The organism is Pseudomonas sp. RIT-PI-r (genome assembly GCF_001297015.1).
Classification (GTDB): domain Bacteria; phylum Pseudomonadota; class Gammaproteobacteria; order Pseudomonadales; family Pseudomonadaceae; genus Aquipseudomonas.
Window position 1 is genome coordinate 358285 of sequence record NZ_LIGE01000025.1, and the last position, 26478, is coordinate 384762.

Sequence of the window (26478 nt, forward strand, 5' to 3'; positions counted from 1 at the left end):
GCTGCAATCCACCCTGTACAGGGCTTCAGGCTTTGGTCCGAAGTACCGACTCTCCAGACGACTGCTTGAGAGAGAAACTGTCAAACATCGCTACCACTGCAATGACAGCCACGAGCAGAAATGTCAGATGAAAATCAGACGCGGTGCTTTGTCCTTCGTTGGCGTGAAAAGCCATGGCGGTCCTGAGTAACAATGCCCCGATGGCCACCCCCATACCCATGCTGAGCTGGAAAGCCATGCTGAAAATCGTCGACGCGTCACTCATTCGAGGTTGGGCGACATCGGCAAATGCCAGTGTGTTGTACGCACTGAACTGAAGTGATCTGGAAAGTCCCCCTGCAAACAGGATAAATATGATCACCCCTGAGTGCGTGCCTGATTCGAACAACGCACAGGCAACCACTGCTAACGCACCTATTGCCCCGTTCACTATTAGTACCTTACGAAAACCCCAGCGGTTGAGGAGTGGAGTGGTGAAGGACTTCATCGCCAGGTTGCCGGCGAACACCGCGAGTATCAAAAGCCCGGCATCAAATGCGGACAGCCCGAATGCGAGCTGGAACATAAGAGGCAACAGGAAGGGAAGTGTGCTGATGGCGACCCGAAACAACGAGGCGCCAATCAGGCTGACTCGAAACGTAGGCACACCGATTACCTCAAGGTTTAGCAACGGATTTTCTCGACGCTTCATGTGCATGACCGCGCCAGCGGCCATCGCCACGCCAATCAAGGTCAGTAGCAGGCCGTGCCAATATTGATTCAGATTTTCGCCGAGTCGCTCCAAGCCGTATAACACCATGAAACAACTTCCGCTGAGCAGCATGAAACCGAGCCAGTCAAAAGGTCGCTGGCGTATCTCTGAGTGGTCGGGGATCAGTCGCATCGCAGCCAGCAGCGCAATAACCCCTAAGGGCAAATTGAGGAAGAAGATCCATTCCCAACGCGCATGTGTAACGATAAAGCCGCCAAGTGGGGGGCCTAGCACCGGCGCAATGAGTGCGGGTGTAGTTATATAGGAGATTGCTTTCGCGAGATCTTTTTTGTCGGTTGTGCGGAGCACGGCAAGCCGACCGACGGGAACCATCATCGCGCCACTAAAGCCTTGAAGAATTCGAGCTGCAATGAATTCAGCCATGCTGTGGCTCAGACCGCACCAAAGTGAAGATAAGGTAAATAACGCGATCGCCGAGCAGAATACCCGCCGAGCGCCAAATTTGTCCGCTAACCAGCCGCTGATTGGAATGAACGCTGCCAATGCGAGCATGTAGCTACTCATGGCCACGTTTAAATCAACTGGCGCCACGCCGAAGCTTTTGGCCATGTCTGGCAAGGCAGTGGCAATCACCGTAGCATCGAGGTTTTCCATGAAAAAAGTTGCGGCAACCAGTAAGGCAATCTGTGTGGAGCGGGCGTACTGCATGTAGATGGTCTCCAAAACTCTTTATCACCCTGCGGGATAAAGTTGGCCACCATCGTAGGTAGTGCGCGAGGAAACATAAAATATTGTTTTGTGGAGAGGCGATTCGATTTTTGTGATGATTTGGATAAAAACAGTGTTGAAATTTTATGAACCTTAAAGCCTTGAAATACGCTGTCGAGGTCGCTCGCTCAGGCAGCTTCACGTTGGCTGCACAGCGTCTGTTTATCGCCCAGTCAGCACTGAGCATGGCCATCAGCCGTTTAGAAAAAGAGTTGGGAGTGCCGCTGTTCAATCGGACATCCAGACAGGTGAGTGTTACCGCAGAGGGGCGTCGTTTTCTGGATCGAGTCGAGCGTGCACTGCTAGATATCAATATCGCCAAGCAGGAAATGACTGATCTGGGCCAACTGCAGAGTGGCGAAGTGCGAATCGGCTTTCCTCCCATGTTCGGGCTCGGTGCGCTGCCAGATTGGCTCCATGCTTTTCATCTGGTTTACCCAGGTGTACTCCTTACGGCCATTGAGGGGGGAGGGGAAGAAGTTGCGCAGCGTCTCGAGAACCGACAGATCGACATTGCGTTGATGAATTCCCGGCGGGTCAAACCCCACTGGAATTCGATCACAGTCGCTTCCGACCATCTGATGCTGTGCGTTCACCCGCAGCACTCTTTGGCAAATCAAGCCCAGGTAGGCCCCACGGATTTGCAGGGATTGGGCATGGCTGTATTGGATGGTCGATTTGCACAGAGGGTGATGCTGGATGAGTACTGCGACAGTTATGGCGTGCAGTTTAGGCCCGTCGTGCAAAGCAATCATGTTTCGCTGATGATTAAAAGCGCCCAAAACGGGATGGGAGCAACTACGCTTTTTCAATCCAACGTGGAACGAGAAACTGGATTGGTGAGTATCCCATTTGCCCCGCCGCAACCGCTCAGCTTTAGCCTGTGCTGGCATGCAAACGAGCATTTGTCCTTGGCCAATCGTAGATTTATAGATTTTGTGATTTCAACAATAAATCGTTAGGGGAACAAAAATTGAGCCTTGGGCCCCGATAATCAGTGCAATGCGAGCAATAATAAGTGTAAACATTTCGTCTGGCAAACCCCGGAGTCCGAACAGAAATACGAAGCTTTGAATCCTAGGAGTGCCAGGTGAATCAAGGGCTAACTCGCAAGTTCAGTATTACTCTGTGAGTTTGTTTTTTTGACTTGTTAGCTACCGCAGTTAACAAGTCAAAATTGTAGTTAACAAAAATAGATTTCGGTTTTCGAATCCATCTGGTCTCTAACTACATGCGCCTAATTCAGTTTCGCGTCGTATCCGTTCAAAGAGCAAGTTCAGATCAGCATCTGGATCCAAAACTAGAAAGCACTCAACCAGGAGAGTCAACGGATGAATGTCCATCCTTCGTGCGAGCTCTGAAGCCTTCTCTAGCGTCACATTTTTGAGGCCGCGCTCGAGTGTGCTGAGATAGGTCCGGCTGCTCACGATCTCGAAGTCCTCTTGGGTCAAACCGTGTCGAACCCGGGTATTGCGTAACGCAATTGCGAACGCTTCCTTCAGCTCCATTTTGCTTTATCCACAAAAGGAACGATGAAGCCTTTTTGAGCTCTATAGAGCTACAATCTATAGTGTTCATTTTTTTGGAAAGCTATATGCCCGTACATCAGAATCGCGGCCACTTGTCATCGGCAGAGGGCAACGCGCCATCAACGATAGTGTTCGTAGCCGTAGCCTTCCGCGCTCAACCAGATGAGCGTGTCGGTATTGTTAGGCGTCACTCAGGCCAGGATCTGATCGACCTTTTTCACGAAATGGATCGACCTGATTCAGACGAAGCTATCATAGGCGTCCAGCTAGCAATCTCTCCTGAGCTAAACGGCACTTCAGGATGGACCGCAGAAGCCATAGTGGATTTTGCGCGAGTCAAACTTCTTGGTGCTGATGCATGTGGCGTAGATACGTATGCGTACCGACTAGCGTCTGACGGATTGTTTATGGACGGCGCCAGAATTGAGCCATCTAATGTTGTTGAGTGGCGATCACTCTATCAGGTTGCTAGCGCAGAGGGTCCCAACGACACTGAACTGGTTGCTCATCAGGTATGGCTGTCGACCGTCATCAGTCGTATCGTGAATGAGATGCATCCGACGGAGGCAGCGGATGATTACGGTTAACTCTTCCCTTGCTGCGTTTGATTTGGAGGAAGGCCCGTCGCAATAATTCCAGCGCAGGTGAAACTGCATGGATGCAGCGCATGTGTACTAAAATTAGAGAGTTTATGTCCAAAGGATAATTTCCCTAATTTCGATACACTTGAAAATTTTTAGATTAACAGGTAGCAGGCTTCCCGACGGCGGAAAAGTCATTCCACAGCGCACCTGGTATCCTCTCATGCCTTCCCCGCAACCATCAGAATCGCTGTGATAGAGGAGGGAAGATACTTCGAAACCGCGACTGTCGAACTCATAGTTCGTAAGACCAAGGACATCATTCACGTGACGTTGCCAGCCGCCTTAGGCGTGGAGTGTAGGCGGTCACCCTAGTCGCCGCACCAGGTTGCGAAAGGGTTCACCGAGAGTAATAGTCATGGAGAAATCGCGGTTATGAATCCGCGTTTTCACGGATTTCTATTCCGGGCGATGCCTAATGATAAGGGCTGAAATTGCAAATGGTGTTCACTCCTCCCCATCTCGACTAGCAATTGGGGCATGGCTAGCATGGGAGTAGAGTTACGGACATAAAAAAGACCCACTATCACGGTGAGCCTGTCATATGTCTCTAGGGGGAGGCTTTTGGCCCGCGAGTCCCAGAGCAAGTCAGGATACCTTATTGCTAGAAATTCGCTGCGTCAACCGAAATGCTTGAAGGGGGTAACGATGAAAATAACTGAAAGCGTCGAAGTCGAGGCCGTGACAGATGTCCTATGCGATGTTTGTCGTTGCTCCACTTCCTTGGTCGGCGTGCCTCAGTTCGGCACACTGCATGCTCACTGGGGCTATGGCACTAGCCATGCTGGGGAGCGCTATGAACTGCACCTGTGCGAGGAATGTTTCTTCCAAACTCTGGCCCACCTCAAGCAGGAGCGGAGAACTCAAAATCTGTTCAATGAGGATGGTCACGATCTCACAGGTAATCTCGGTTTGGTTACGAAGGACTAGCCGATAGATGTTTACACTGGCACAAGGGATTCAATCTCCAACCGCGTGAGGTTCGTTGTTCTCAATTCAGATGAAATCGCTCTCATTTTTAATGAACAGTGAGGGTGGACATGCTGCAAGGGCGCATAGCGCAATACATGATTTAACATAATATACATTACACGTAACAAGATGTTTCGAGATCAGCCCGGTTGCACAGTGGATTTCAACCTGCAGAATCGCCCTGAATCCGATCCACTGCGTTTCCTTGAATTCGACGGCGCTCAACCCTCATCACGCGCCAGCTTTTCAATCAGCGTTCGATGCTGTGGAAATTGCTGCGCGAGTTTCTGCCGATCACCCATTTCCATATCGGCAAAATCAAATCCTGGCGAAACGGCTTCGCTGATCAGCCCAAATCCATTTTCGCCTTCGAGCAACCGTGAAGCTTTCCATATTCCACCCGGTACGTGTAATTGCAAAAGCTGTCCTGCCAGAATGTCGGTGCCCATTACCAATGTCTGCAATGAGCCATCAGCATGAATCAGGCTGTACTCAATGGCGTCGCCCAGGTGGAAATAATGCAGGATGTCGGATCGATTGAAATGAAACTGGCCCACCGGTGATTGCTGATCCAGCAGATAGTAAATCGAAGTCATCAGATACCGTGGGCCGCTGGGGGTTTCGAGTGGGTCGCGATGATCGGCCTGATAGGTTCTGCGGAAGTAGCCACCTTCGAGGTGAGGCTGCAGATCCAATGTTCTAATAATGTCTCCAGCCTTGGCTTCAAGCTTGATCAAGGGCTCTTCTCCGCCGAATATGCTGCTAATTTACGTTAACTCGACTAAACGACCATTTAGTGTAGTTAAACATGATTTCTAGTGAATAAAGGTCCATGCTCGTGCCACTACTTTTGAAATTCACTACGCCGCTGGTATCTCCAAGCAATCATGACGGAGCCGCCCTACCCTCAATGCAAAACCTCATCAGATCGCCATCACCTTCAAATTTTTCATCGCTTTCCCCCATTTAAAAAACCAGCGCTGCCCAGCGCGCAAATCTCTTTCGAACTGGCCTGTTACGGCGCAGGCCGGGGGCTTAGCTCGATTGGCGTGGTTTCAATCAAGCGCTTCGACAGAATCATCGACTGCGTGATAACAGCGTACTTTTTGAAGTGCGGCGATTCGATATGGCTTCGGTATGCCGAATCGCTGGCGTAGATTTCGAAGAAATGAAACCAGTTCGGGCGGTCGACTTCGGCGACGGCGTAGATTGATATGACGCCCGGCTCTGTTCGAGTCGACTCTGTGATCTCTTCCTTGACTGCGGCTTGATAGGCCGCAACCTGTGCAGGATCGATTTCGAGCTGCGCGATGCGCACCACCAAGCCATTTTCCTCGGCGGCCAGCGCTTGTCCTGCCAGTAATCCAGCCAATGCCACCACTCCTAATAAACGTTTACCCATCAGGTTTCCCCCTCTTCATTGTGTGGCAAGGCGGAAGCACTGATGCCCACCTCTTTGCCTGCGCGATTAAAGCTTTGATGGCGGGCAATGGCGAGAAAGTAGACAAAGTCTGCGACGTTGGCGCGGCTTACATTCATGAGGCCTCACAACTTGAATTCGGGATGGAAGCCGGACGAGCGACCACGTCAGATGATTCTACGGATCACATCAGCGTATTTTGATGAATTTCCCTCATTAAACTGCCGCATCAGACTCATCAGTTGAATTCCATGATCGGGAACGAAGGCCGGAAATCGGCTTCGTATCGCTATTTGCCACCGAGACTCCCTCCCCCATCGACGCTGATCACCTGGCCGGTAACGAAGGATGCTCCCTCGCTCAGCAGGAAGGTAATCAGCGAGGCCACTTCTGATGGCGTGCCCAGTCTTTGCATCGGAATCGTGGACAGTATCTGACGCTCACCCTCACTTCCCACGGGGCGGTTTTTTCGAAAAAGCTCGGTGTCTATAGGGCCCGGTGCGACGGCATTGACCGTAATGCCAATGGGCGCCAACTCAAGTGCCCACGTACGCGTGACCCCCACCAATGCACTTTTTGCCGCCGCGTAAGCGGTTCTGTCCCGGGCTCCAAAAATGGCACGGCTGCAGACATTCACGATGCGTCCTGCAGAAGATCGCTTGAGAGACGGCAGGCAAGCCTGGGCGATTTGTACCGAGGCTCGGACATTCAGGTCAAAAACTTTCTGGAGTGTTTCAAGTTCAAGCGTTTCCAGGCTTTGCGGGGACGCGACGCCTGCGTTATTGACGACGGCATCAATAGAGGTCTGCTCCAGGAGTTTCTCAAGCACTTCTGCCGTTTGCCGAGCATCGGTTAAATCACAGAGCAACAGCTTCCCGGGAAAATCATCAACCGGATGCCTGGCGATGCCGACGACATTCCAGCCTGCCTGATTCAACTGAGTACTGAGTGCAAAACCGATCCCTTTGGTTGCACCAGTGACCAGTGCAGTTCGGCTGTTGTTCATGATTACCCTCTCATCATCCGATGCCAGACCTATTGATAACACTTTCAGAACCCTATCCGACAGAAGTGCTCCGAGGATTTTCATCCTGAGCAAAACAGAGTGGAGATTCACGCATTCGCTACCCAAGTCACGTCAAATTACGAGGTTGCTCGTCCCACAGCCGTTTATATTCCCGGCCAAATTGATCGGCGCTTTCATCGAAGCTGTTTTCGGGATGTAAAGATCTGAGGGCGACATTGCATCAACGATCACCTGCGACGCCAGAAGCAGACGTTCCAGATAACTCACTCCAAGTAATATGACGGCCCTTCAGAATCGGTGAATTTCAATCCGTATCCCCTCATTCGTATCTGGAGCACGAAAGTAGCTCGTTATCAAATCGAACTCTGCGTCGCTTGCTGTAAACTCATGCTCGGCGCGGCCATTGCGCCGATGTAGCCTGCCCCGACAGGTCTCATCATCCACTTCGATGTAGTGGAAACAGTGGGGAATTTCGGCAGCGTCCGCCAGACCGCGTAACCACTGCCGATCCTCTGGCGTGTTGGCCGGGAAATCCAGAACCACAGTCACGCCAGCCTTCAGCACATCGATGACAAGCGGGCCCACCAGTGCCCGAATCTGACGCGCCAGCCTCACGTAATCGGCCACTGATTGGATCTGATCAGGGTAGATCCTTGAGAGCCAATAATCCTCACTCATCAAAATAGCCGACCGTTCAGACGCCAAGGCATTGGTTTGGTCATGGGGACGTCTCCTTTGAGAGTGGTTTTGCCTGGGTCAGGAGCGGGCCCAGGCTTGAACGCTTGAGCAACTTTGCCAATCATTAAACCAGCACGTTTTCCCGACGCATCACGATGACCATTCCTGGCCGAATTTCCTCCATAACGATGGGCAGCAATCGGCCATACTTCCGCCGGAACAGTTGATCACTTGTGAGATTATCAGAGGAAATGTGCGTTCAATCAGATTGAGCGCCCCCTTCCAAAATCTCAAACCCGTCATCAATGGGAGCATATCCGACAACTTTTCTGCTCTGATCAATAGAGAGGCGCTTATAGCGGTTATCTGAGACCCCATGGATAACGTGAAACCCCTTTAGCTCGGCTTCAACGCAATTATTGAGTAGCGCGACAACATCTCTAAAACTGATGAAGGCGGCGACGTCTCTGGGACTGTGGGTCTCCCCTTGTTGAAATTTGGCTACGTTGGCAATACGAACTGCGATGGTTGTCATCTGTCCATCGTTTGCATACATCGAAGCCAAAGCTTCTCCAAACGCCTTGCTGACGCCGTAAAGATTGCCTGGTTTAGGGGCCATGCATTCCTGTATCTGAACATCCGTTGGATATCCTTCGATCACTTGGGCACTGCTTGCAAATATGAAGCGCTTGCAGCCTTGTGCCTTTGCGGCGAACAGCATGTTGTAAGTGCCCACGATGTTCACTGGAAGCAGTGAGGCCATGAAATCGGCGTCCGGGTCAGGGTCAGCAGCAAGATGGATGACGGTATGGATACCTTCGCAAGCTCGAAGGCAAGTGGCTTGATCCGTGACATCCAGAGCGAAACGCTGTGCCGATTCCGGAAGTTGAGTTACGTCTAAATCGGCCAAACGCAAATCGGATTTATCGTTGCGCTCTTGCCAAAAAGCAGTGCCGATTTTTCCTGCCGCACCTGTGACGAGGATTTTTCCTGAGCTCATTCCGGCATGTCCTTATGGTAAATGTCACGCTAGCCTCCCAGCCTTTTGGACGGTCTACAACCTCTGATCCAATCAGCAGCGCGCCAACTCTCGTCGGGCTGCTGCCCTCAATTTCACGCTGCAGTCTGCCGCGACTCACTCCTCACTCGGGTCGTAACTGTTCACATTAGGCACTTGCAGATGCAGGCGCCCAAGCAAGTCAACCAACGTATCAACCTCAGCCGGGGTCAATCCGCTGAGCAGTCGCGCTTCTCGCTCCAGTGCAACTTTCAGCACGCGGTCATGCAGTTCTTTACCGCTGGCCGTCAATCGCACGGTGTAACGCCGCGCGTCCTTGGGATCAAGTTGGCTGGTGATCCGCCCCGCTGCTTCCAGCGTTTGCAATGAACGACTGACAGCGCTCTTGTCGAGACCGATCGCCTGGCAGATTCGATTGGCGGTGATGTCGGATTCAACCGCCAGCATTGAAAGCATCCGCCATTCAACCACGCCGATTCCGAAGTGTTTGCGATAGCACTGGGAAGCCCCGGTGGCGAGTTTGTTCGCCAGGAATGTCACCAGGCCAGGTACATAACGCGACAGGTTCAGCTGTGTATCGGTAGGCATTGAGAACACACCGTAGATCGAAGATCTTGCAATTTGGTTGACACCGCAACTAAATTATCTGAGGATTCACTCAGCCTGGCATTGCGGACGATGCGCCGCATGATACGCCCTAGCACAACCTCAAAAAAATAATTAACAGGTCTTGCTTATGAACCCTCGCCAACAGTGCCCTTTCCTGGCGCCCATGATTAGCCACTCCTTCTGCTTCTTCGCGCCCGGCTGATTCGTCACCCGCTCGCCCCCCTTTTTGCCATACGTTTTTCAGCAGCCACTTCAATGTGGAGGGAGAAGTCATGCTTCAAGTCAGCGTCACCCGCAAGGTTGTCGAGGCCGAGGGTATTTGCAGTTTTGAGCTGTGCGCAGCAGACGGCCGGCCGTTACCACCGTTCAATGCCGGTGCTCACATCGACATCCATATTGCCGGCGGCCTCACCCGGCAATACTCGCTGTGCAATGACTCAAAAGAACGTCATCGCTACGTAATTAGTGTGCTGAAGGATCCCGCCTCTCGCGGTGGCTCCACTGCGATGCACGACACCATCAGCCAAGGACAGACACTCAGCATCAGCGAACCCCGCAACCTCTTTCCACTAGCGGACTCAGCCAACCGTCACCTGCTGTTTGGCGGTGGTATTGGCATTACCCCAATGCTGGCAATGGCTCATGAGCTGCATCATCAAGGCGCGGATTTCGAGCTGCATTACTGCTTTCGATCCAGCGAGCGTGCCGCGTTTATCCAATACCTGCGACAAGCGCCGTTCGCCAGCCACGTGCATTTGCATGACGACAGCGGATCGCCCGCACAGAAACTCGATGCAACCGCCCTCCTCGCCGCGCCAGATACCACGACTCACCTTTACGTGTGCGGCCCTGCCGGTTTCATGAATTTCATCCTCGACACCGCGCAGATCGCTGGCTGGCCGGAAGATCGCGTGCACAGAGAGTTCTTCGCCGCCGCACCTGTCGATGCAAGCGCTGATGCGCCCTTCGAAGTTCAACTGGCGAGCACAGGGCAGATTTTTTACATCCCCGCCGATCGCACTGTTTTCGAAGTGCTCGATGAGGCCGGGATTGCCATCGAGTCATCGTGCGAGCAAGGCGTCTGCGGCACCTGTGTCACGGGCCTGCTCGAAGGCATTGGCGATCATCGTGACCAGTTCATGACGGCTGCCGAACACGCTGCCAATGACCGTTTCACGCCCTGCTGCTCACGTGCCAAATCGCCCCGCCTGGTATTGGATCTTTGACCTGAACCGAGCATCGACCGCTCGCCGGAGAACACCATGACAACTGCTGCCCTACCCCTTGCCCATGAAATCGCCCCGGCCACTGTGCCGAGCTTCCCGCTCGATCAATGGTACGTCGCAGCCTTGAGCCGGGAGCTGAAAGACCAGCCCCTTGGCCGCACGTTACTGAACAAACCCGTGGTGCTTTTCCGCACGGCAGATAACCAGATCGCCGCGCTGGAAGACCGCTGCTGCCATCGCGCACTGCCGCTGTCCGGTGGCACAGTGGAGGAACGCGGTTTGCGCTGCGGTTACCACGGTCTGCTATTTAATGAAGGCGGTAAATGCATTGAAATTCCGGGCCAGGACAAGATCCCGAGCAAAGCCAAAGTGCCTGCCTACCCTGTCCGGGAGCAGGATCAGATCATCTGGATCTGGTTTGGCAGCGCTGAGCATCCAGAGCCGACATTCGCGCCACCGGTCTACGACGTGCACAGCAGCGGCAAATACCTGTTCGACGGTGATGTCTATCACTACGACGCGCCCTATCAACTCATCCATGACAACCTCATGGATCTCAGTCATCTGGGCTACGTCCATTTGCACACCATTGGTGGCAACGCCAGCATTCACATGAACGCGCAGATGAACGTGGATGGTGATGACTCGACGGTTCGCGTGGTTCGCCACATGCCCGATTCCGTTCCGCCGCCGACCTACACCGCGGCCTACCCGTTCAAAGGCAACATCGACCGCTGGCAGGAGATCGAATTTCACTTCAATCACCTGCGCATCTGGACCGGCGCGATCAATGCAGGCACGGACGACCTGAACAACCCGGATCGAGGCGGTTTTCATATGCGCGGTTTTCACGGCGTGACGCCGGAAACAGACACCACAAGCCACTATTTCTGGACCATGGCGACCAATCCTGAGCATGATCCTGAATCGGTCAAAGCCAAAGTGATCGAACAAACGAAACTGACGTTTGATGAAGACAAAGTGGTGATCGAAGCGCAGTACCAGAACATGTGCCGGTTCGGTACGCGCCCGATGATTGATATTCATGTCGACGTCGGAGCCAATCGTGCCCGCAGAATCATCGAGCGACTGCGCAATCCGACAAGTTGATGGCCCCAACACAGTGGCGGCGGCAAACGCCGTCCACTGTATTCAACGCCTCTGCCGTACTAACGCGGCGCAAACGCTACGCCAACCCGATCGGCATATTTGAGCCACGCGGCTTTGAGCCGTTCGACCGTCTGCGGCTGAGCCGCCGCCAGGTCGTGGGTTTCACCACGATCCTGTGCAACATCAAACAGCTGCCATTGCAGCGGTTGCGTGTTATCGCCGAAACCTGCTTGCGGGCGCATGCCCAACAATTTGAGGTTGCCCTCACGATAATAAGCATTGCCGAACAACTCTCCGCCCAGACTCTCAGCGTCGTGAGGGCTGCCCTTGCCTTCGAGCATTGGCAGGATGGATCGGCCGGTGATCGGATGTTTGTCCGCTTCGCTCGGTAAGGCGATGCCCGCCAAATCAAGGAACGTCGGCGCCAGATCATCCACCCGCGCCACGCCCCTTTCTACGCCCTGACGACGCAGTGTCTTGGGCAGTTGAATGATCGCCGGCACGCTGATTCCGCCTTCGGCCGTGGTGCCCTTGAACAAGTGGAAAGGCGCGGCACTGACCTCCGCCCAGCGCAAACCATAATCGATCTGCGAGCCCGGCTGGCCCAGATTGGCCAGGGTGTTATCGGTGTTCACCCCGGGTGGATAGAACTGCGCGTGGTTTTCCGCCGCTGCGCCGTTGTCGGACATGAACACGATCATCGTGTTGTCGTACTGGCCGCTTTGGCGCAGGTAGTCGATAACCCGGCCAATGTTGTGGTCGAGGTTGTCGACCATTGCCGCGTAGATTTCCATTTTCCGCGCTTCGACTTTCTGCTGCTCAGCCGTAAGTTGCTGCCAACCGGGCAGCCGTGGGTTAACGGGCAACGGTTGCGCTGGCTGAAAGTCTTTGTCCACCAGGCCGAGCTTTTTCAGCCGATCAATGCGCGATGAGCGCACGGTGTCGTAGCCTTGATCGAAACGGCCGCGGTATTTGTCGAGGTATTCCTTGGGCGCTTGCAACGGCCAGTGCGGTGACGTGTAGGCGGCATAGGCAAAAAACGGTTTGCCTTCACGTTGGGTGTTTTGCAGATAGCCAATCAGCTTGTCGGTGTAAAAGTCTGTGGAGTAGAACGTCTCGGGAACCTCTACCGACTGGCCGTTTTCACGGTAATGCACTTGCTCCAACGGCGTCGGTGCAACGCTGGCGGGTTTGAAGTGCGTCGCCCCGCCTTCCAGCAAGGTGAATGACTGCTGGAAACCGCGCCGATCCGGGCCTTGATCGGTTTCCAGACCCAAGTGCCATTTGCCGACCATCAGCGTGTTGTATCCACCCGCTTTGAGCAGTTCGGCAACCGAGTAGGCCCGCCCGCTCAGAAACCCTTCATACCCCGGTTTACCCTGTTGAAACGGTTGCAAGGCTTCGGCCATGGTGCCCAGCCCGACGAGGTGATTGTCAGTGCCGGACAGCAACATCGATCGGGTGATGGAACAGGTCGGCGCCGCGTACATGCTGGTGAACTGCACGCCCTGTTGGGCCAGTTCATCCAGCCTCGGGGTGTGAATCTCGCCGCCATAGCTGCCCAGATCCGAATATCCGAGATCGTCCGCCACAATCAGCAGAATATTCGGTTGGCTGGCCGCCAGAGCCAAGCCGCTGCCCATACTCAGGGCGCAAAAAAGTGCCGTCAGCGGTAATCGCGATAGAGCCATCGGTTTTCTCTTATTGTCGTTGAAGGAGTGTCCGGAATTCACTCTTCGAAAATAGCCACCGCACGCACAAAACCTGCTGACGCATGGCGGATCTTGTAAGGAAAACACGACACCGTGAAGCCGCTCGCTGGCAGGGATTCGAGGTTGGCCAGTTTTTCCATCTGCCCGTAGCCGATATCGCGCCCGGCCTTATGCCCTTCCCAGATGATCGAGGCATCGCCGCTGGCAGCAAAACGTTCACGGGTGTATTTGAACGGCGCGTCCCAGCTCCAGGCATCCGTGCCGACCACGCGCACGCCGCGTTCCAGCAGATACATCGTCGCTTCGCGCCCCATGCCGATGCCGGCATCGAGATACCCCGGCTGGCCAAACAACGCCCCGGCGCGTGTGTTGACCAGCACGATATCCAGCGGCTGCAACGCGTACTCAATACGCGCCAGTTCCGCTTCAACCTCTTCTGCCGTGACCACGTGACCGTCGGGCAAATGGCGAAAGTCCAGTTTGACCCCCGGCTGCAAGCACCAGTCCAGCGGCAACTCGTCAATGCCAAACGCCGGCTCGCCGCCATCGGTGGTCGAGGCGTAATGCCACGGCGCGTCCATGTGGGTGCCGCTGTGGGTGGTGATCTGCAAACGCTCGGCGGCCCACGATTCGTTGCCGGGCATCTGCTCAAGTTGCAGACCCGGAAACATCGCGGCCATTTCCGGCCAGCCTTGTTGGTGGTCCATGTAATCGATTTTTGGCAACAGCGGCGGCGGGTCTGTGTACGGGTTGTTATCGAGGGTCACCGAAAGGTCGACCAGACGACGTTTACGCTGGATGGGCTGTGACATGAGGCGTATCTCCGTTCAACGGCAGAGGCCGATAAGGGGCTGGATTGAGGGCGTTGCGAATAAGCGTGGCGACGCTGCCGTCATGGCTGAAGCCAGCAGCGCGGGCCTGCGGGGTTTTCAAGGGCGGCATGCGCCCGAACAGGGTTTCGAGGTCAAGGTCAGCGGCGAAACTGATCAGCCCACGGCGTTGCTCGCCGTAAGTTGCCGCCAGTGCATCGATGACCTGGGCGATGGACAAATGCAGCACCGGCAGTTGCCAGACCCGCTGTTGCGCGGCGGCGTCATCCAGTTCAGCGGCGTGGATCAGGTTGTTTACGCAACAGCGCGCCGACATCCACCACGCCGTTGCTTGCGGTGATACCGGACAGCAATACTCAGCGCCCTCGGCAAAGGCACGCATCAAGTCGCTCATAAAGGCCGAGCGCAAGCCGTTGGGTTCGCGTGGGCGCGCGACAATGCCCGGCAGACGCACCGCGCGGCTGTCGACTTCAGCGCGCCGACCCAGATCGATCAGCGCGCGCTCGACCATCACCTTGTGTGTGCCGTACGACAGTTGCGGATGCAGTTCAGCCTGCTCGTTCATCTTCGCTGGCAGATCCGCGCCGTACACCGCGACGCTGCTGGCATAGACCAACACCGGAGGTCGCGCCTTGTTGCGCAGTTGATCGAGCAGTTCGAGGCTGGCCAGCAGGTTGACCTGATAACCCAGTTCGTAATGCGCCTCCGCCGCTCCGCCGGGGACGCTGACCAAGTGAAACACAACATCGATGCCATCGGCCAAGACCCGGCGCATCAACGCTGCATCCGTCACGCTGCCGCTGTGTCGACGCAAGCGCGGATCGTCTGGCAGTCCTTGCACATCGGTGTCGAGCACCAGCAACGAGCGAATGACTTGCCCGCGCAAACTGCCGCGCGCGAGCAGACAACGCAGCAGTTCGCGACCGACAAAGCCATTGGCTCCGGTAATCAGTACACGCATGGGCGTTCCTTAGCCGTGGGCCTTGACGACGCGTTGATCGATCGCACCAAACAGTGACTGGCCATCGCTGCCGGTGACGTCCATGCGCACGCGATCACCGAAACGCATAAAGCCTGTCACCGGTGCGCCGTGCTCGATCATCTCAATGGCCCGACGTTCGGCGATGCACGCCGAGCCGACATTGCGCTCGACGTTCGACACCGTGCCGGAACCGATCAGGGTGCCGGCGCGCAAGCGACGGGTTAAGGCCGCGTGGGCGATCAGCTCACCAAAATGAAAGTTCATCTGCGCGCCGTGCGGCTGGCCAAACCATTCGTCGTTCCACTGCACTTGCAGGGGCAAATTCACGCGGCCATCGCGCCAGGCTTCGCCGAGCTCATCCGGGGTAATCGCCAGCGGGGCAAAACTGGAGGACGGTTTGGCTTGCAGGAAACCGAACCCGGTGCGCATTTCCCGCGGTGCCAGCGCACGCAGGCTGACATCGTTGATCTGCAGGATCAGTTTGATGTGCTGCAACGCGCTCTCGGCCGAACAGCCCATCGGCACATCATCGACCAGCACGACAAATTCGCCTTCGAAATCGATGCCCTGGCTTTCGCTCGGCAGTTGGATGTCATCGTGTGCGCCGATGAAGTCATCACCGGCGCCCTGGTACATCAACGGCGTGCGGTCAGCGCCTTCGATCGGGTCGAGATTGAACGCTTTCTGCATCAGTGCGCCGTGACTGAGAAACGCCGAGCCGTCGCACCATTGATAAGCACGCGGCAGCGGCGCCATCGCCTGCGCGGGGTCGAAGGCAAAGGCCTCGCGGCAATCGTGGTTTTCAAGTTCACGCGCCAGGGCTTGCAAACGCGGTTCGGCTTCAGCCCAGTTTTCGATGGCTTGCTGCAAGGTCGGCGCTACCGAACGGGCGTCAATAGCCCGAGACATGTCGCGCGAAACCACCACCAATTGGCCGTCACGGCTAGCGTTTTTCAAGGTTGCGAGCTTCATGCTTTTTCTCCCGGGCAGTCTTGCAGTTCAGCGGTAAAGCGCCCGTCCAGCAGAATAAACACCATGCGCGCCATGGCCTCGGTGCGGTTGCTCCACGCGTGATTGGTGCCGCGTTGAACCACCACGTCGCCACGCTTGAGGTGGACCTCTTCATCGTCGAGCACCAGCCAGACTTCGCCTTCGGTGACGATGCCGTAATCGAGGGTTTCGGTGCGGTGCATCAGTTTGTGCCGCGAGTTCGCCTGGCCGGTGCCGGCATGCGCTTGGCCAATCTCGGCAAATGCGGCCGCAGCAGCGGCATCATTGACCTGGTTCTGCACGCTGTCTGGTGGAATGTCGACGACACGAATCACGCTGCCCTGCGGGCCGGGGCTCAGCTGTAAAGGTTTGCTGGTTGGATCATCGGCATTGTCCAGCAGTGCCGGACTGCCGCTACTGTTCCATATCTCATGAAACACCGTGCCTGGCACCGCTTGCAGTGCGAAGACGTTAGCGGTTGCGCCGAGACTGGCGACGACGGCGCGGCCGTGGGCATCATGCCCGGTGACCACGCGTTTGAAAGGGGGAAGCGCTTGCATGGAAAATCCTCGTTCAATGGCCGTTGCCGATGGAGTCGTGACCGCCGACATGGGCGCGTTTCAACAGACCACCGAGCCTCGGCACGGACAGACAAAACAGCGCCACGACCAGTTGCAGCCAACCGATCATGGCCAGTGCTTGCGGCAATGCCGTGGAAGCTCCGGATGTGATGGCGAGTACCACCAGCGGGCTGATGAATTCGCCAGCGAAAATCGCCGCGGTGAAACACCCCGCCGCGCGCCCACGCTGGTCAAAACCGACTTGCGCCATGATCCAGGTGATCAACGTCGGCAACATCAGGCCGATGCCCAGACCGTTGACCAAGACCGCGACCACCACTTGCGCGTGGCTGCCGGCAGCGGCCATCAACAGGCCGCCGATGCCGGCCAGGCCATAGGCAATCAGCAACAGATGCTGGCTGCGCAGACCGCTCAACAAGCGAAAACTCAAGGCCCCGACGAGCACGCCGAGTTGATTGGCGCCCATGGTCATGCCGATCTGCTGCGGCGCATCCACGTGCAACAAGTTGAGCAAGTAGCCGGCCTGCACCGGCACGATGAACAGGCTCAGTCCCGCGAGCAGCGACAATGCATACAGGGGCGTCAGTGCCCGCCATGGAAATGCGCGCGGGGCTGGCACCGGCGCCGTTGTCGCCGGTTGCACGCGGGGTTGCGGTTCCCAGAGTTTCCACGCCATCAGCGGCAGAAAAACCAGACCGACCGCGTACAGCGCAAACGGTGCGCGCCAGTCGTCCTGACCGAGAAAACCACCCAGCGCGATAAACACCGCAGCGGACAGTGAGGTCGCGACCATTTGCAAGGCGAACAAGCGCTCGCGTCGGGCGCCGCTGTAGTAGTCGCCCATCAGCGTGGTGCAGCAGGTCATGATCCCCGCCTCCGCCAGACCGATCCCGGCGCGGCTGGCGACGATGGCCTGCAGCGAATCAAGCCACAGCGGTAACACACCGCAAAGCGTGTAGAGGGCCATGCTCGCCAACAACAGCGGTTTGCGTCCGAGCCGATCGACGATGACCCCGGCAAACGGCGCCAGTACTGCAATCATCAATGCCGGCAAGGTCAGCACGATCGGCACCAGCACGGTGCTGCCGGCGACCTCGGCAAAATGGGCCTGCATGCGCGGTAATACCGGTGCGAGCAATACCGCGCCGAGCACGGGCAGGCAACTGCCGAGCAGCAACAGCAACGATTGCGTCCAACCGGCGCGGCGGCCGCTGTTTTCCAATGAAGACTCAACGGCCATGACAGGTCTCCCGATGACGCGATTGATGACTATCTACCGCCACGGCTCGCGACGGCAGGCTCAGATTGATCGCCTCCGCCGGCATTTCTGCGTCGGTGTTCGTGCGCCGTGCAGGCAGCAGGAAGTACGCCAGCGCTGGCAACAGCAGCAGCGCGCCGACCATGTTCCAGACGAACATGAACGCCAGCAGCACGCCCATGTCAGCCTGGAATTTGATCGGCGAGAAGATCCACGTGGCCACGCCAATGGCGAGCGTGATGCCGGTGAGCATCACCACTTTGCCGGTGGACACCAGCGCGCGGTAATAGGCCTCTGACAGGCTCGCGCCTTGGCGCAGATGACCAAGCAGGATGCTCATCACGTACAACGCATAGTCGACGCCAATGCCGACACCCAACGCGATCACCGGCAACGTCGCGACCTTCACGCCGATGTTCAGCCAGACCATCAATGCTTCGCAGAGGATCGAGGTGAGCATCAGCGGAATCACCGCGCACAGCGTGGCGCGCCACGAACGGAAGGTGATCAGGCACAGGACGATCACCGCGCCGTAGACCCAGAACAACATCTCGCGATTGGCTTGCTTGACCACGATATTGGTCGCCGCTTCGATGCCGGCATTGCCCGCTGCCAGCAGGAACTGCACGTCCTGGTCGTTATTGGCGGCGGCGAATTGCTCAACGTGCTCGACCAGCCGCGTCAGCGTTTCAGCCTTGTGGTCGGTGAGGTAGGCGTACAGCGTGAGCAGGCTGCAATCTTCGTTGTACAAGCCGCGTGGCGCACTGGCGGTGATCATGTTGAGCATCGCCTGATTGTTCTGCAGCTCGTACCACTTGGCGCTGCCTTCGCTAAGGCCAACCAGCATGCGCCGGTTGAGCAAGGCCAGCGAGTTGGTCGAATCCACCCCCGGCAATGCACGCAGTTGCCAGTCCAGCGCATCGACCTTGGCGAGGATGTCGTAACGCGCACATTGCCCGGCCGGGGTCTTGACCATCACTGCGAACAAATCACTGCTGGCGCCGTAATGCCGGGTCAAAAACGCATCGTCCTGGTTGTAGCGTGAGTCGGCCCGCAGCTCCGGTGCGCCGGCATCCAGATCACCGATCTTCAATTGCAGGCTGACCACAAAGCCCAATGCCGCCAACGCCAGGCTGATGGCAATGCACAGGCTGGCCCAGCGACGTCGGGTAAACAGATCGAGAAAACGCCAGAAGCCATGACGCCGCGCGCCGGCCTGATCGTTCTGCTCGCTCTTCAGGCTCAATTGCGCCGCACGTGGCGTTACGCCGACGTAGGACAGCAACACCGGCAGCAGAATCAGGTTGGTGAAAATCAGCACCGCCACACCGATACTGGCGATCACGGCCAGATCCTGAATCACCTGGATCTTGATCAGCATCAGCACGGCAAAACCCACTGCGTCGCAGAGCAATGCCGTCAGCCCGGCCAGAAACAGCCGTCGAAAGGTGAAGCGCGCGGCCACCACCCGGTGCATGCCGCGACCGATGTCCTGCATGATGCCGTTCATTTTCTGGGCGCCGTGGCTCATGCCGATGGCGAACACCAGAAACGGCACCAGCACCGAATACGGATCCAGTTGATAGTCGAGCAACGGCAACAGGCCCAACTGCCAGACCACCGCCACCAGCGAACAGAACACCACCAGCAACGTGCTGCGCAGGCAGCGTGTGTACCAGAACAGCACGGCGGTGGTGATCAGGATCGCGACGGCGAAGAACAGCAGGATCTGCTTGAGCCCGGCAATCAGGTCGCCGACCTTTTTCGCGAAACCGGTGATGTGAATGTCGATCCTGTCGTTCTGGTACTCGCTGCGCAACGCCTCCAGTTGCTCGGACAGCACCGAGTAATTGAGCGCCTGGCCGTCAGAGGTCGTCGCCAGTAACGGCACGTAAATGATGCTCGAGGTTTGATCGAACGCTACCAGTTGGCCAAGCTCGTTGGAGCGCTGCACGTTGCGGCGCAAAGCCTCGAGACCGGCCGGTGTGCCAGCGTAATCGTCCGGGATCACCGGGCCGCCATCCAGTCCGTCTTCAGTCACTGCGACCCAGCGAGTTGCCGGCGTCCACAGCGATTTCATGTAGGCGCGATCAACGCCAGGCAGCAGGTACAGCTTGTCGCTCAAGGCCTGTAGGGTTTTCAGGTAATCAGCGTCGTAGATATCGCCCTGGCGATTGGCGACGACAATGCGCAAGGAGTTGCCCAGACCGCTGAGCTGCTTTTGATGTTGCAGATAATTGGCGATGTAGGGTTGTTGCGTGGGAATCATCTTTTCGAAACTGGCGTTCAGCTCGACACGCGTGGCCTGATAGCCCAGGAAAAGCGTGGTCACCAGGCACACCAGCAACACCCACAACCGGTGATTGAACAAAGTGCGTTCCACGACCGAGCCGGAGCGCGGGTCGAAACTCGCCAGGCTGGCCGTGGCGTTGTCGAATGGTTTCATAACCTCACTCCGAAGCTGTAGCGGTGGGCGACGCCAGGCGCGTCAACCCGGTAAAACCGGCCAGCACCAGGCTGCCATCGGCGGCCTGCACGACGCTGGCAATCGGTTTGCCCAGCGGTTTGCCGAAAGGCTGCAGGGTGGGTGCGTCGCCCGTGGTGCGAAACATCGCGCCCGCCTGATTGACCACCAACAGCTGGCCGTCAGCGGTGCGGATCGCTTCACTGAAGGACACGGGCATCGGTACGGGCGCGGGCAAAAAGCTGTCGCCGCCGTCGGTGGAAATGAACGCGTTGCCTTTCAATCCTGCCGCCAGCAGCGCGCCGTCATCGCGTACTTGCAGGGCGAAAAAGCTGCCGCTGTACGGGCTGTCGAGCGCGACGAAGGATTGTCCGCCGTCCTCGGAACGCGCCACATAGCCTTGCTCGCCAGCGACGAACCAACGCTCGCCTTGTTGCGCGATGGCATAAAGGTGCGCGCCCATGGGGTTGTCGATATGGCCCATCAGCGACTGCCAGCTCACGCCGCCGTCCTCGGTGGTAAACGCGAGGCCGTAGGCGCCGACGATCAGGCCGTGACGCGCATCGGTGAACTTGAGGCTCAGAAACGGTTTGTCCGCGCCTTCGCTGACCATCCGTTCGGCGGTTTGCACGCGCGCCGCCGCTGCGTCGGGGTCAGTGGCTGTCGGCACTTGCTCGCGTGCGGCGTGCAACTCCAGTTGCGCCGCGCGATTGCCGTCCAGTTGCAACGCCCAGTTTTCACCGCCGTCGTGGGAGACCAGCACCGCACCGGCATGGCCGACCGCCCAGCCCGTGTTGGTATCGACAAACTGCACCGCCGTAAGGCTGACGGAGACCGGCACCTGCGCCTGCCGCCAACTGATGCCGTTGTCATCGGAGAGCAAGACGATGCCGCGTTCGCCGACCGCCACCAACCGCGCACCTGCCCGCGCCAGATCAAGCAAGACCGCTTGCCGGGCCTGCGGCGCGCGCATCGCCGGGGTGTGCAAGACATCACCGACGGCAGCGGCCTGAGCCTGGCTTACGGGTAATACGCAAGGCAGCGCCAGCAGCGCTAACAACCGCCCGAGCACCTGACAGATTCTGTTCATACCGACCTCGAAACCACCTGTGAAACCGGATCGCCACACCGTGTGGCGATCCGGCCCGATTCAACGAACCCCGGCACCCGCCATCGCCGCCGGCGAGAATTCAGACGCCTTGTAGCGATCGACCACGCCGTATTGCTCAGGCAGGCCGGTGTAGACGTTCTGGATAAACCAGGCGCCGGAGGTCAGGTCGTAGAAACCCGAAGACAGCTGCGCCTGCGCTGGCAGATCCGGCAGCACGGCCGGTAGCGACCACAAGGTTTTGGCGAGTTGGCCGTTGGCGTCCCAACGATCACCGAGCATCGCTTGCCAGGTGTCTTCGTCGAGGTAGTAACGGCCCTTCGGCAGTTGGTGACGTTTGCCCGGTGCGAGTTCGGCGTCCACCACCCACACGCGATGCAATTCCCAGCGCACGTAATCAGGATTCATGTGATGGGCCAGAAACAAATCTTCCGGCTTGCCTGCGGTCAGGACTTTGTTGGTGTTGTAGGGGATATACATTTCCTGCTTGCCGACCAGCTTCCAGTCGAAGCGATCGATGCGCCCCTGGAACACGCTCAACTCGTCGAACGACATCACCCCGGCGGTGGCCGGCGTCGGTGTGTCGCAGCAGGCATTCGGCAACTTGCGCACGCGGCGCTGGCCGGTCAGATAGACGTGAGCCTGGGACTTGTCGCCGTTGATATTGGTGCGCCCCATGATTTGCTCACCGGCACGCAATGGCGGGCCGACGTTCAGCAGGCGGAACAGCCAGTAATCACCAGCGAAGCTTTCCGGCGTGCCGTCCTGGTAGTAATACGGCATGTCCTGGATCGCCTGGCCGTCGGTGGTCATCACTTGTTTGCCGTCTGCGGTCATCAGGTAATGACGAAAGTGCATGGCCAGTGACGTGCCGCGCCAGTTGAGGATGTGGTTCCACATGGCTTCGGCGCCGTTATGCGGAATCGGGAATGGAATACCGCCAAACGCACCTTCGGGCACCGGTCCGGCGCTGCTGTCGACTAGCTTGGCGCGGGTGGCATTTTTCAGAGTGTTGTCGTACACCCATTGCGGTGCGGCGGCCGTGCGACGGGTCGGATAGACGTCGATGCGATAGGTGTCAGGAAAACGCTTGAACATCTCCTTGGTGCCATCGCTGAGCTTGCCGGCGTATTGCGCCAGGTTTTTCGAGGTGATGCTGAACAGCGGCTTGTCAGTCGCAAACGGATCACCGCGCTTGCCGCCCGGTTTGTACGCCGGGTCGACCTTGGTGTAACCGCCCTGCCAGGCCGGAATGCTGCCGTCGGCATTGCCTGCGCGCTCGGCACCCATTGGCGTGAGACTGCTCGACAGTTTGGCCGCCTCTTCTGCGGTGGCCGCAGTTGCAACCTGACTCAGGACGGTCAGCGTTCCGAGCAAGGCAAAGCACAGGGCCGTAAGGCGCGGGACACGATTGTGGTGGTGAGAAGTCATGCGCAAGTCCTCTTAAAACGTGGTCTTGACGGAGAAGGCGAGGTAATCCCGATCCTTCAGCGATTGCTTGTAATTGAACTGGCTGAGGCCGTTGAGGTTGGTGTCCTCGGCGCCGTAGTAATGCGTGTACGTCAGGCCGGCCGTGACGCGATCGAGGTAAGTAGCGGTGATACCGATGTTGATGTCGCCGCCGTTGTCCGGGCCGAACGAGCTGACCACCGCGGATTTACCCAGCGGGAAATAACTGACGCCGACCGGAATGCTGATATCGATGCCGGAGAAGAACTGTCGGTACGTCGGCGTGTAGACGACTTTGAAACCGAGGCCATCATCAGTGGCGTTCGGGTCCAGCGCGGCGCGATTTTTAGTGACGCTGAGCAGGCGGTTCCACGCCACTTCACCAACCAGTCCGGACTCGCGGGCGAGGAAGTTCGGGCCAAACGACGCCAACACGTTCAGGTTGACGTGAGCGGTGCGACCCACGGCGTAGAGCGCGTCATCATCGTTGTCGGCGATGACGCCGGGCAGCACGGTCTGACCGTTCGAGACCAGCGGCATGTTCCAGCGCATCGACGCTTCACCGGCGAAGCTGTACTCGTCCACGGTGGTGGAAAAACTCGCGCCCAGCGCGCGAATGTCTTCGGGGTAAACCCAGTAGTACTCGCCGATCTGGCCGGTGCTGAAGTTCGGCGCCGCCGTCGACGGTTTCAGATACAGCTTCGGCGTCTTGTCGTGGTACTGAATGGCGTAGAGGCCGTACTCGACGGTCTCAGCGCTGTATTTCAGTTGCAGACCGCCCTGCCCCGAACTGCGCGCTTCCTTGTCATTACCGTGAAAAAACGCCGCGGGACTGGCCGGGTTGCCGCCGAGGAATGCCGGAAACGGCGCACCGACGATCAAGCGCTCATTGCCTTCGCCAATGGTGTCGCTGGTGGAGAAATAACTGCCGGCGGCGGGCAGTCGGGTTTCTTCCCATTCGAGTTGGTAATAAGCGCCGAGCGATACGTCGTCCGTCAGTTGGAAGGTGCCAGACAGTTGATTGACCGGACGGGTGATTTCCTTGAACTGCGTGTTAGGCACCGACTGCGCCTTGACCACGTCAACCGGGGCCATGCCACCGGCAATGCCGTTGGCGCCGAAGAACAGGCTTTCGCCCCAGATCAGGCCATGACGGCCGGCGCGCACCGACGTTGCGCGGTCGGCCAGTTCACCGTTCCAATAAACGAAGGCGTCGAGAATTTCGCCGTCACCTCCGTGCAAATGACGGGTGTCATCGGTGAACTCGTCGTAGCCGACCGAACGTGCGTTGGCGCGGGACGGATCGTTATTGTCGTTGTTGCCCTGGTACTCGCTGTCGTACCACGCTGCACCACTCAAACGCGCGCCGAAGTCCTGAAACGACAGATCCAGTTCCGAGAGAATGTCGGTGCGATTGGAGATCAGGCCTTTTTTGAAGGCACGATCGCCATCGTCCTGATTGAGCGCCACCTGACCCTCGGTCAACTTGCTGCTCGGATTCTGCGTGCGCCAGGCAGCGCTGTACTTGATCGTGTTGTCCCAGCGCAACTTGAAATCCGGGTTGCCGGTATCGATGTCGAAAGCGTGAGCGGCCTGGCTGCACAGCACCAGCAGCGCAGCAACGCTCAAACCAAAGGGTGCAGACGAGCAGACCGAGCGACGCGCGAGCGCCGCAGTCGTAGAACTAACCATCGCGTTAACCTCTTGTTTTTATAGTGGTAACTGCTGTGGATGAGGCGCAGGTGGGGCTTAGATCGGCTCGGCGGTGCGCGCGAGCATTTGCTTGACCAGGCCAATGCGATCGAAGGCGCGGTCGTGCTGCATCTCCTTGTCACCGGCCAGCACCGAGCTTTCGCTGATGTATTTGCAACGTTCGAAGCGCCGCGCCATGAAGCGCTGCAACTGCTGCTCGACGCTGGTGGTGGCGGACTGCTCGTGAGTGAGTTCTTCGCTGAGCACAATCGCGTCTTCGATGGCCATGCCGGCGCCTTGACCAAGGTGCGGCGTGGTCGCGTGGGCTGCATCGCCGATCAGCAGGACGCGTCCGCGATGCCACGGTTCATCGACGAACACCACTTCCATCGGCTTGTAGACGACTTGGCTGTTGTCGGTGATTTGCTCGCGCAGTTCGCCGATCAGCCCGGTAAAACCTTGCAGGCGCTGGCGCATCTGCGCGGCCAGATCGGCAGGATCCATCCACGGATTGGACGGTTCGTGGGACGTCAGAAACAGGTACATCAAGTTGCCGGCCAGCGGCACCAGCCCGGCGTTGCCGTCAGCGCTTTGATAGTTGGCCAGATGGTCGATTTGGGGCGCGCGGGGAAAGTTATAGCGCCACACCGACTGACCAGTGAAACGCGGGGTGTACGCATCGCCAAAGACCAGGCTGCGCACTTTCGAGAACAGTCCGTCGGCACCGACCACCAGGTCGTAGTGGCCGCGATTGCCGTCGGTAAACAACACGTCGACCTCTGTGCCGTTGTCGTCCAGCGCTTCCACACTCAGGCCCAAACGCACGTTGGCGCCGAGTTGCAGAGCGGTTTCGCTGAGAACTTTATGCAGCGCCAAGCGAGAAATGCCGACGTTGGCGGGATACTGCGGGCCGGCCAGTCGCTGACCCGGAATGCGCGCCAGTTGCTGCCCGCCGGGGCCGTAGATGGCGACGTCTTCGAAGGCATAAGCGGCGTCCAGATAACCATCAAGAACGCCCAGCTTGGCCATCTCACGGACGACGTTGCTCTGCTGAATAATCCCGACGCCATAGACTGTCCATTCGGACTTGAGCTCGATCAGGTCGACCTCAATACCTTTACGTCGCAAGGCGATGGCCGCACACAAGCCACCGATACCACCGCCCACGATCAGAACGTTGTTCACTGCACTCATGGTGTTCTCTCTTTTTATTCTTGTGATCGATGCTGCGTCGGGCACGGCATCGTTGGATGAAGCTTCCCGGCAAAGCAGGGATTTGACTAATCGCGAGTAAGGATGCGATGTATCGCCGTACGCGATACCTCGATTTATCCCGGCAACGGCAAGCCTTCAGGCATTTGCACCAGCAGCCAGCCATCCTTCTCGCAGAACGGCAGCGCCTCCAGTCTCTGGCCCAGGCACGGGCCGTAGATGCACTCACCCGTCGCCGGCAGAAATTGCGCACCGTGGGCGTAACAGACGATCAACTGGCCATCGGCGGACAGGAAACGGTCCTTGCGATACTCCAGGCGCACGTCCAGATGCGGACAACGGTTGCGATAGACCCGCACCTGATGGTCATGACGCAGGGCAAACACACTGTCGCGGCCCTGCGCCAACGGATCGAATCCGCGCGCCCGGCCCTCCTCCAGTTCGTCCAGCCGACACAATGGCTGCGCAATAGCGCTCATGATCAGCGCCG

At 57.6% G+C, this 26478-nt stretch carries 24 protein-coding genes and 2 pseudogenes; 5 read left to right on the plus strand and 21 right to left on the minus strand.

The window, feature by feature from the left end:
* Nucleotides 1-25 precede the first annotated feature (25 nt).
* Nucleotides 26-1420 carry a DHA2 family efflux MFS transporter permease subunit gene (locus AK821_RS13470; RefSeq protein WP_064390099.1) on the minus strand — a complete coding sequence of 465 codons (1395 nt, stop codon included), beginning with the start codon at nucleotides 1418-1420 and terminating at the stop codon, nucleotides 26-28.
* A 146-nt stretch (nucleotides 1421-1566) separates the two neighbouring features.
* On the opposite strand from AK821_RS13470, the gene AK821_RS13475 reads away from it, so the two are divergent.
* Nucleotides 1567-2442, plus strand: a complete 876-nt coding sequence (locus tag AK821_RS13475) for a LysR family transcriptional regulator (RefSeq protein WP_064390100.1) — start codon at nucleotides 1567-1569, stop codon at nucleotides 2440-2442.
* 261 nt (nucleotides 2443-2703) lie between these two features.
* On the opposite strand, the gene AK821_RS13480 is transcribed toward AK821_RS13475, so the two are convergent.
* Nucleotides 2704-2988: a helix-turn-helix domain-containing protein gene (locus AK821_RS13480; RefSeq protein WP_064390101.1), complete on the minus strand. Its 285-nt coding sequence runs from the start codon at nucleotides 2986-2988 to the stop codon at nucleotides 2704-2706.
* A gap of 86 nt (nucleotides 2989-3074) precedes the next feature.
* Here AK821_RS13480 and AK821_RS13485 point away from each other — a divergent pair, with 86 nt between their 5' ends.
* Both AK821_RS13485 and AK821_RS13490 read left to right on the plus strand, forming a co-directional pair.
* Nucleotides 3075-3596 (plus strand): hypothetical protein, encoded by a 522-nt coding sequence (locus AK821_RS13485; RefSeq protein WP_064390102.1) that lies wholly within the window; start codon nucleotides 3075-3077, stop codon nucleotides 3594-3596.
* Nucleotides 3597-4298: 702 nt separating this feature from the next.
* Nucleotides 4299-4580 (plus strand): hypothetical protein, encoded by a 282-nt coding sequence (locus tag AK821_RS13490; protein WP_064390103.1) that lies wholly within the window; start codon nucleotides 4299-4301, stop codon nucleotides 4578-4580.
* A gap of 263 nt (nucleotides 4581-4843) precedes the next feature.
* Here the strand turns inward: AK821_RS13490 and AK821_RS13495 are convergent, their stop codons facing one another.
* The 7 genes and pseudogenes from AK821_RS13495 to AK821_RS13520 all read right to left on the minus strand — a co-directional run bounded on the left by AK821_RS13495 (nucleotide 4844) and on the right by AK821_RS13520 (nucleotide 9353).
* Nucleotides 4844-5359 carry a cupin domain-containing protein gene (locus tag AK821_RS13495; protein WP_064390104.1) on the minus strand — a complete coding sequence of 172 codons (516 nt, stop codon included), beginning with the start codon at nucleotides 5357-5359 and terminating at the stop codon, nucleotides 4844-4846.
* Nucleotides 5360-5637: 278 nt separating this feature from the next.
* Nucleotides 5638-6024 (minus strand): putative quinol monooxygenase, encoded by a 387-nt coding sequence (locus AK821_RS13500; protein ID WP_064390105.1) that lies wholly within the window; start codon nucleotides 6022-6024, stop codon nucleotides 5638-5640.
* Nucleotides 6025-6032: 8 nt separating this feature from the next.
* A pseudogene (locus AK821_RS31040) lies at nucleotides 6033-6161 on the minus strand (helix-turn-helix domain-containing protein); the annotation flags it as partial.
* Between the two features lie 170 nt (nucleotides 6162-6331).
* Complete coding sequence (locus tag AK821_RS13505; RefSeq protein WP_064390706.1) at nucleotides 6332-7048, minus strand: SDR family oxidoreductase; 717 nt, start codon at nucleotides 7046-7048, stop codon at nucleotides 6332-6334.
* Between the two features lie 309 nt (nucleotides 7049-7357).
* A pseudogene (locus AK821_RS13510) lies at nucleotides 7358-7777 on the minus strand (AAA family ATPase); the annotation flags it as partial.
* A 229-nt stretch (nucleotides 7778-8006) separates the two neighbouring features.
* Nucleotides 8007-8747 (minus strand): NAD-dependent epimerase/dehydratase family protein, encoded by a 741-nt coding sequence (locus AK821_RS13515; RefSeq protein WP_064390106.1) that lies wholly within the window; start codon nucleotides 8745-8747, stop codon nucleotides 8007-8009.
* 135 nt (nucleotides 8748-8882) lie between these two features.
* Nucleotides 8883-9353 carry a MarR family winged helix-turn-helix transcriptional regulator gene (locus tag AK821_RS13520; protein WP_064390107.1) on the minus strand — a complete coding sequence of 157 codons (471 nt, stop codon included), beginning with the start codon at nucleotides 9351-9353 and terminating at the stop codon, nucleotides 8883-8885.
* Between the two features lie 293 nt (nucleotides 9354-9646).
* On the opposite strand from AK821_RS13520, the gene AK821_RS13525 reads away from it, so the two are divergent.
* Together AK821_RS13525 and AK821_RS13530 are read left to right on the plus strand one after the other, a co-directional pair.
* A complete protein-coding gene (locus tag AK821_RS13525; protein WP_064390108.1) occupies nucleotides 9647-10600 on the plus strand; it encodes a PDR/VanB family oxidoreductase in 954 nt (317 codons plus the stop codon).
* Between the two features lie 36 nt (nucleotides 10601-10636).
* Nucleotides 10637-11710 carry an aromatic ring-hydroxylating dioxygenase subunit alpha gene (locus AK821_RS13530; RefSeq protein WP_064390109.1) on the plus strand — a complete coding sequence of 358 codons (1074 nt, stop codon included), beginning with the start codon at nucleotides 10637-10639 and terminating at the stop codon, nucleotides 11708-11710.
* Nucleotides 11711-11769: 59 nt separating this feature from the next.
* On the opposite strand, the gene AK821_RS13535 is transcribed toward AK821_RS13530, so the two are convergent.
* The 12 genes from AK821_RS13535 to AK821_RS13590 all read right to left on the minus strand — a co-directional run bounded on the left by AK821_RS13535 (nucleotide 11770) and on the right by AK821_RS13590 (nucleotide 26467).
* Entirely contained in the window at nucleotides 11770-13401 is a 1632-nt protein-coding gene (locus AK821_RS13535; RefSeq protein ID WP_064390110.1) for an arylsulfatase, read from the minus strand.
* Nucleotides 13402-13439: 38 nt separating this feature from the next.
* Nucleotides 13440-14234: a cyclase family protein gene (locus AK821_RS13540; protein WP_064390111.1), complete on the minus strand. Its 795-nt coding sequence runs from the start codon at nucleotides 14232-14234 to the stop codon at nucleotides 13440-13442.
* Complete coding sequence (locus AK821_RS13545; RefSeq protein ID WP_064390112.1) at nucleotides 14212-15213, minus strand: NAD-dependent epimerase/dehydratase family protein; 1002 nt, start codon at nucleotides 15211-15213, stop codon at nucleotides 14212-14214. Before AK821_RS13545 ends, AK821_RS13540 begins: the two co-directional genes overlap by 23 nt.
* 9 nt (nucleotides 15214-15222) lie before the next feature.
* Entirely contained in the window at nucleotides 15223-16206 is a 984-nt protein-coding gene (locus tag AK821_RS13550; protein ID WP_064390113.1) for a fumarylacetoacetate hydrolase family protein, read from the minus strand.
* On the minus strand, nucleotides 16203-16784 hold the full coding sequence (locus tag AK821_RS13555; protein WP_064390114.1) for a cupin domain-containing protein: 582 nt from the start codon (nucleotides 16782-16784) through the stop codon (nucleotides 16203-16205). The genes AK821_RS13550 and AK821_RS13555 overlap by 4 nt, the downstream gene beginning before the upstream one ends.
* Before the next feature lie 13 nt (nucleotides 16785-16797).
* Nucleotides 16798-18045 (minus strand): MFS transporter, encoded by a 1248-nt coding sequence (locus AK821_RS13560; protein ID WP_064390115.1) that lies wholly within the window; start codon nucleotides 18043-18045, stop codon nucleotides 16798-16800.
* Entirely contained in the window at nucleotides 18035-20509 is a 2475-nt protein-coding gene (locus AK821_RS13565) for an efflux RND transporter permease subunit (protein ID WP_064390116.1), read from the minus strand. Before AK821_RS13565 ends, AK821_RS13560 begins: the two co-directional genes overlap by 11 nt.
* A 4-nt stretch (nucleotides 20510-20513) precedes the next feature.
* On the minus strand, nucleotides 20514-21617 hold the full coding sequence (locus AK821_RS13570) for a WD40/YVTN/BNR-like repeat-containing protein (RefSeq protein ID WP_064390117.1): 1104 nt from the start codon (nucleotides 21615-21617) through the stop codon (nucleotides 20514-20516).
* A 60-nt stretch (nucleotides 21618-21677) separates the two neighbouring features.
* The gene (locus AK821_RS13575; RefSeq protein WP_064390118.1) at nucleotides 21678-23066 is read right to left on the minus strand and encodes a DUF1329 domain-containing protein; all 1389 of its coding nucleotides are present in this window, start codon (nucleotides 23064-23066) and stop codon (nucleotides 21678-21680) included.
* Between the two features lie 12 nt (nucleotides 23067-23078).
* Nucleotides 23079-24776 carry a DUF1302 domain-containing protein gene (locus AK821_RS13580; protein WP_064390119.1) on the minus strand — a complete coding sequence of 566 codons (1698 nt, stop codon included), beginning with the start codon at nucleotides 24774-24776 and terminating at the stop codon, nucleotides 23079-23081.
* Between the two features lie 57 nt (nucleotides 24777-24833).
* Nucleotides 24834-25970: an FAD-dependent oxidoreductase gene (locus AK821_RS13585; protein ID WP_064390120.1), complete on the minus strand. Its 1137-nt coding sequence runs from the start codon at nucleotides 25968-25970 to the stop codon at nucleotides 24834-24836.
* A 134-nt stretch (nucleotides 25971-26104) separates the two neighbouring features.
* A complete protein-coding gene (locus AK821_RS13590; protein ID WP_064390121.1) occupies nucleotides 26105-26467 on the minus strand; it encodes a Rieske (2Fe-2S) protein in 363 nt (120 codons plus the stop codon).
* Between the last annotated feature and the right edge of the window lie 11 nt (nucleotides 26468-26478).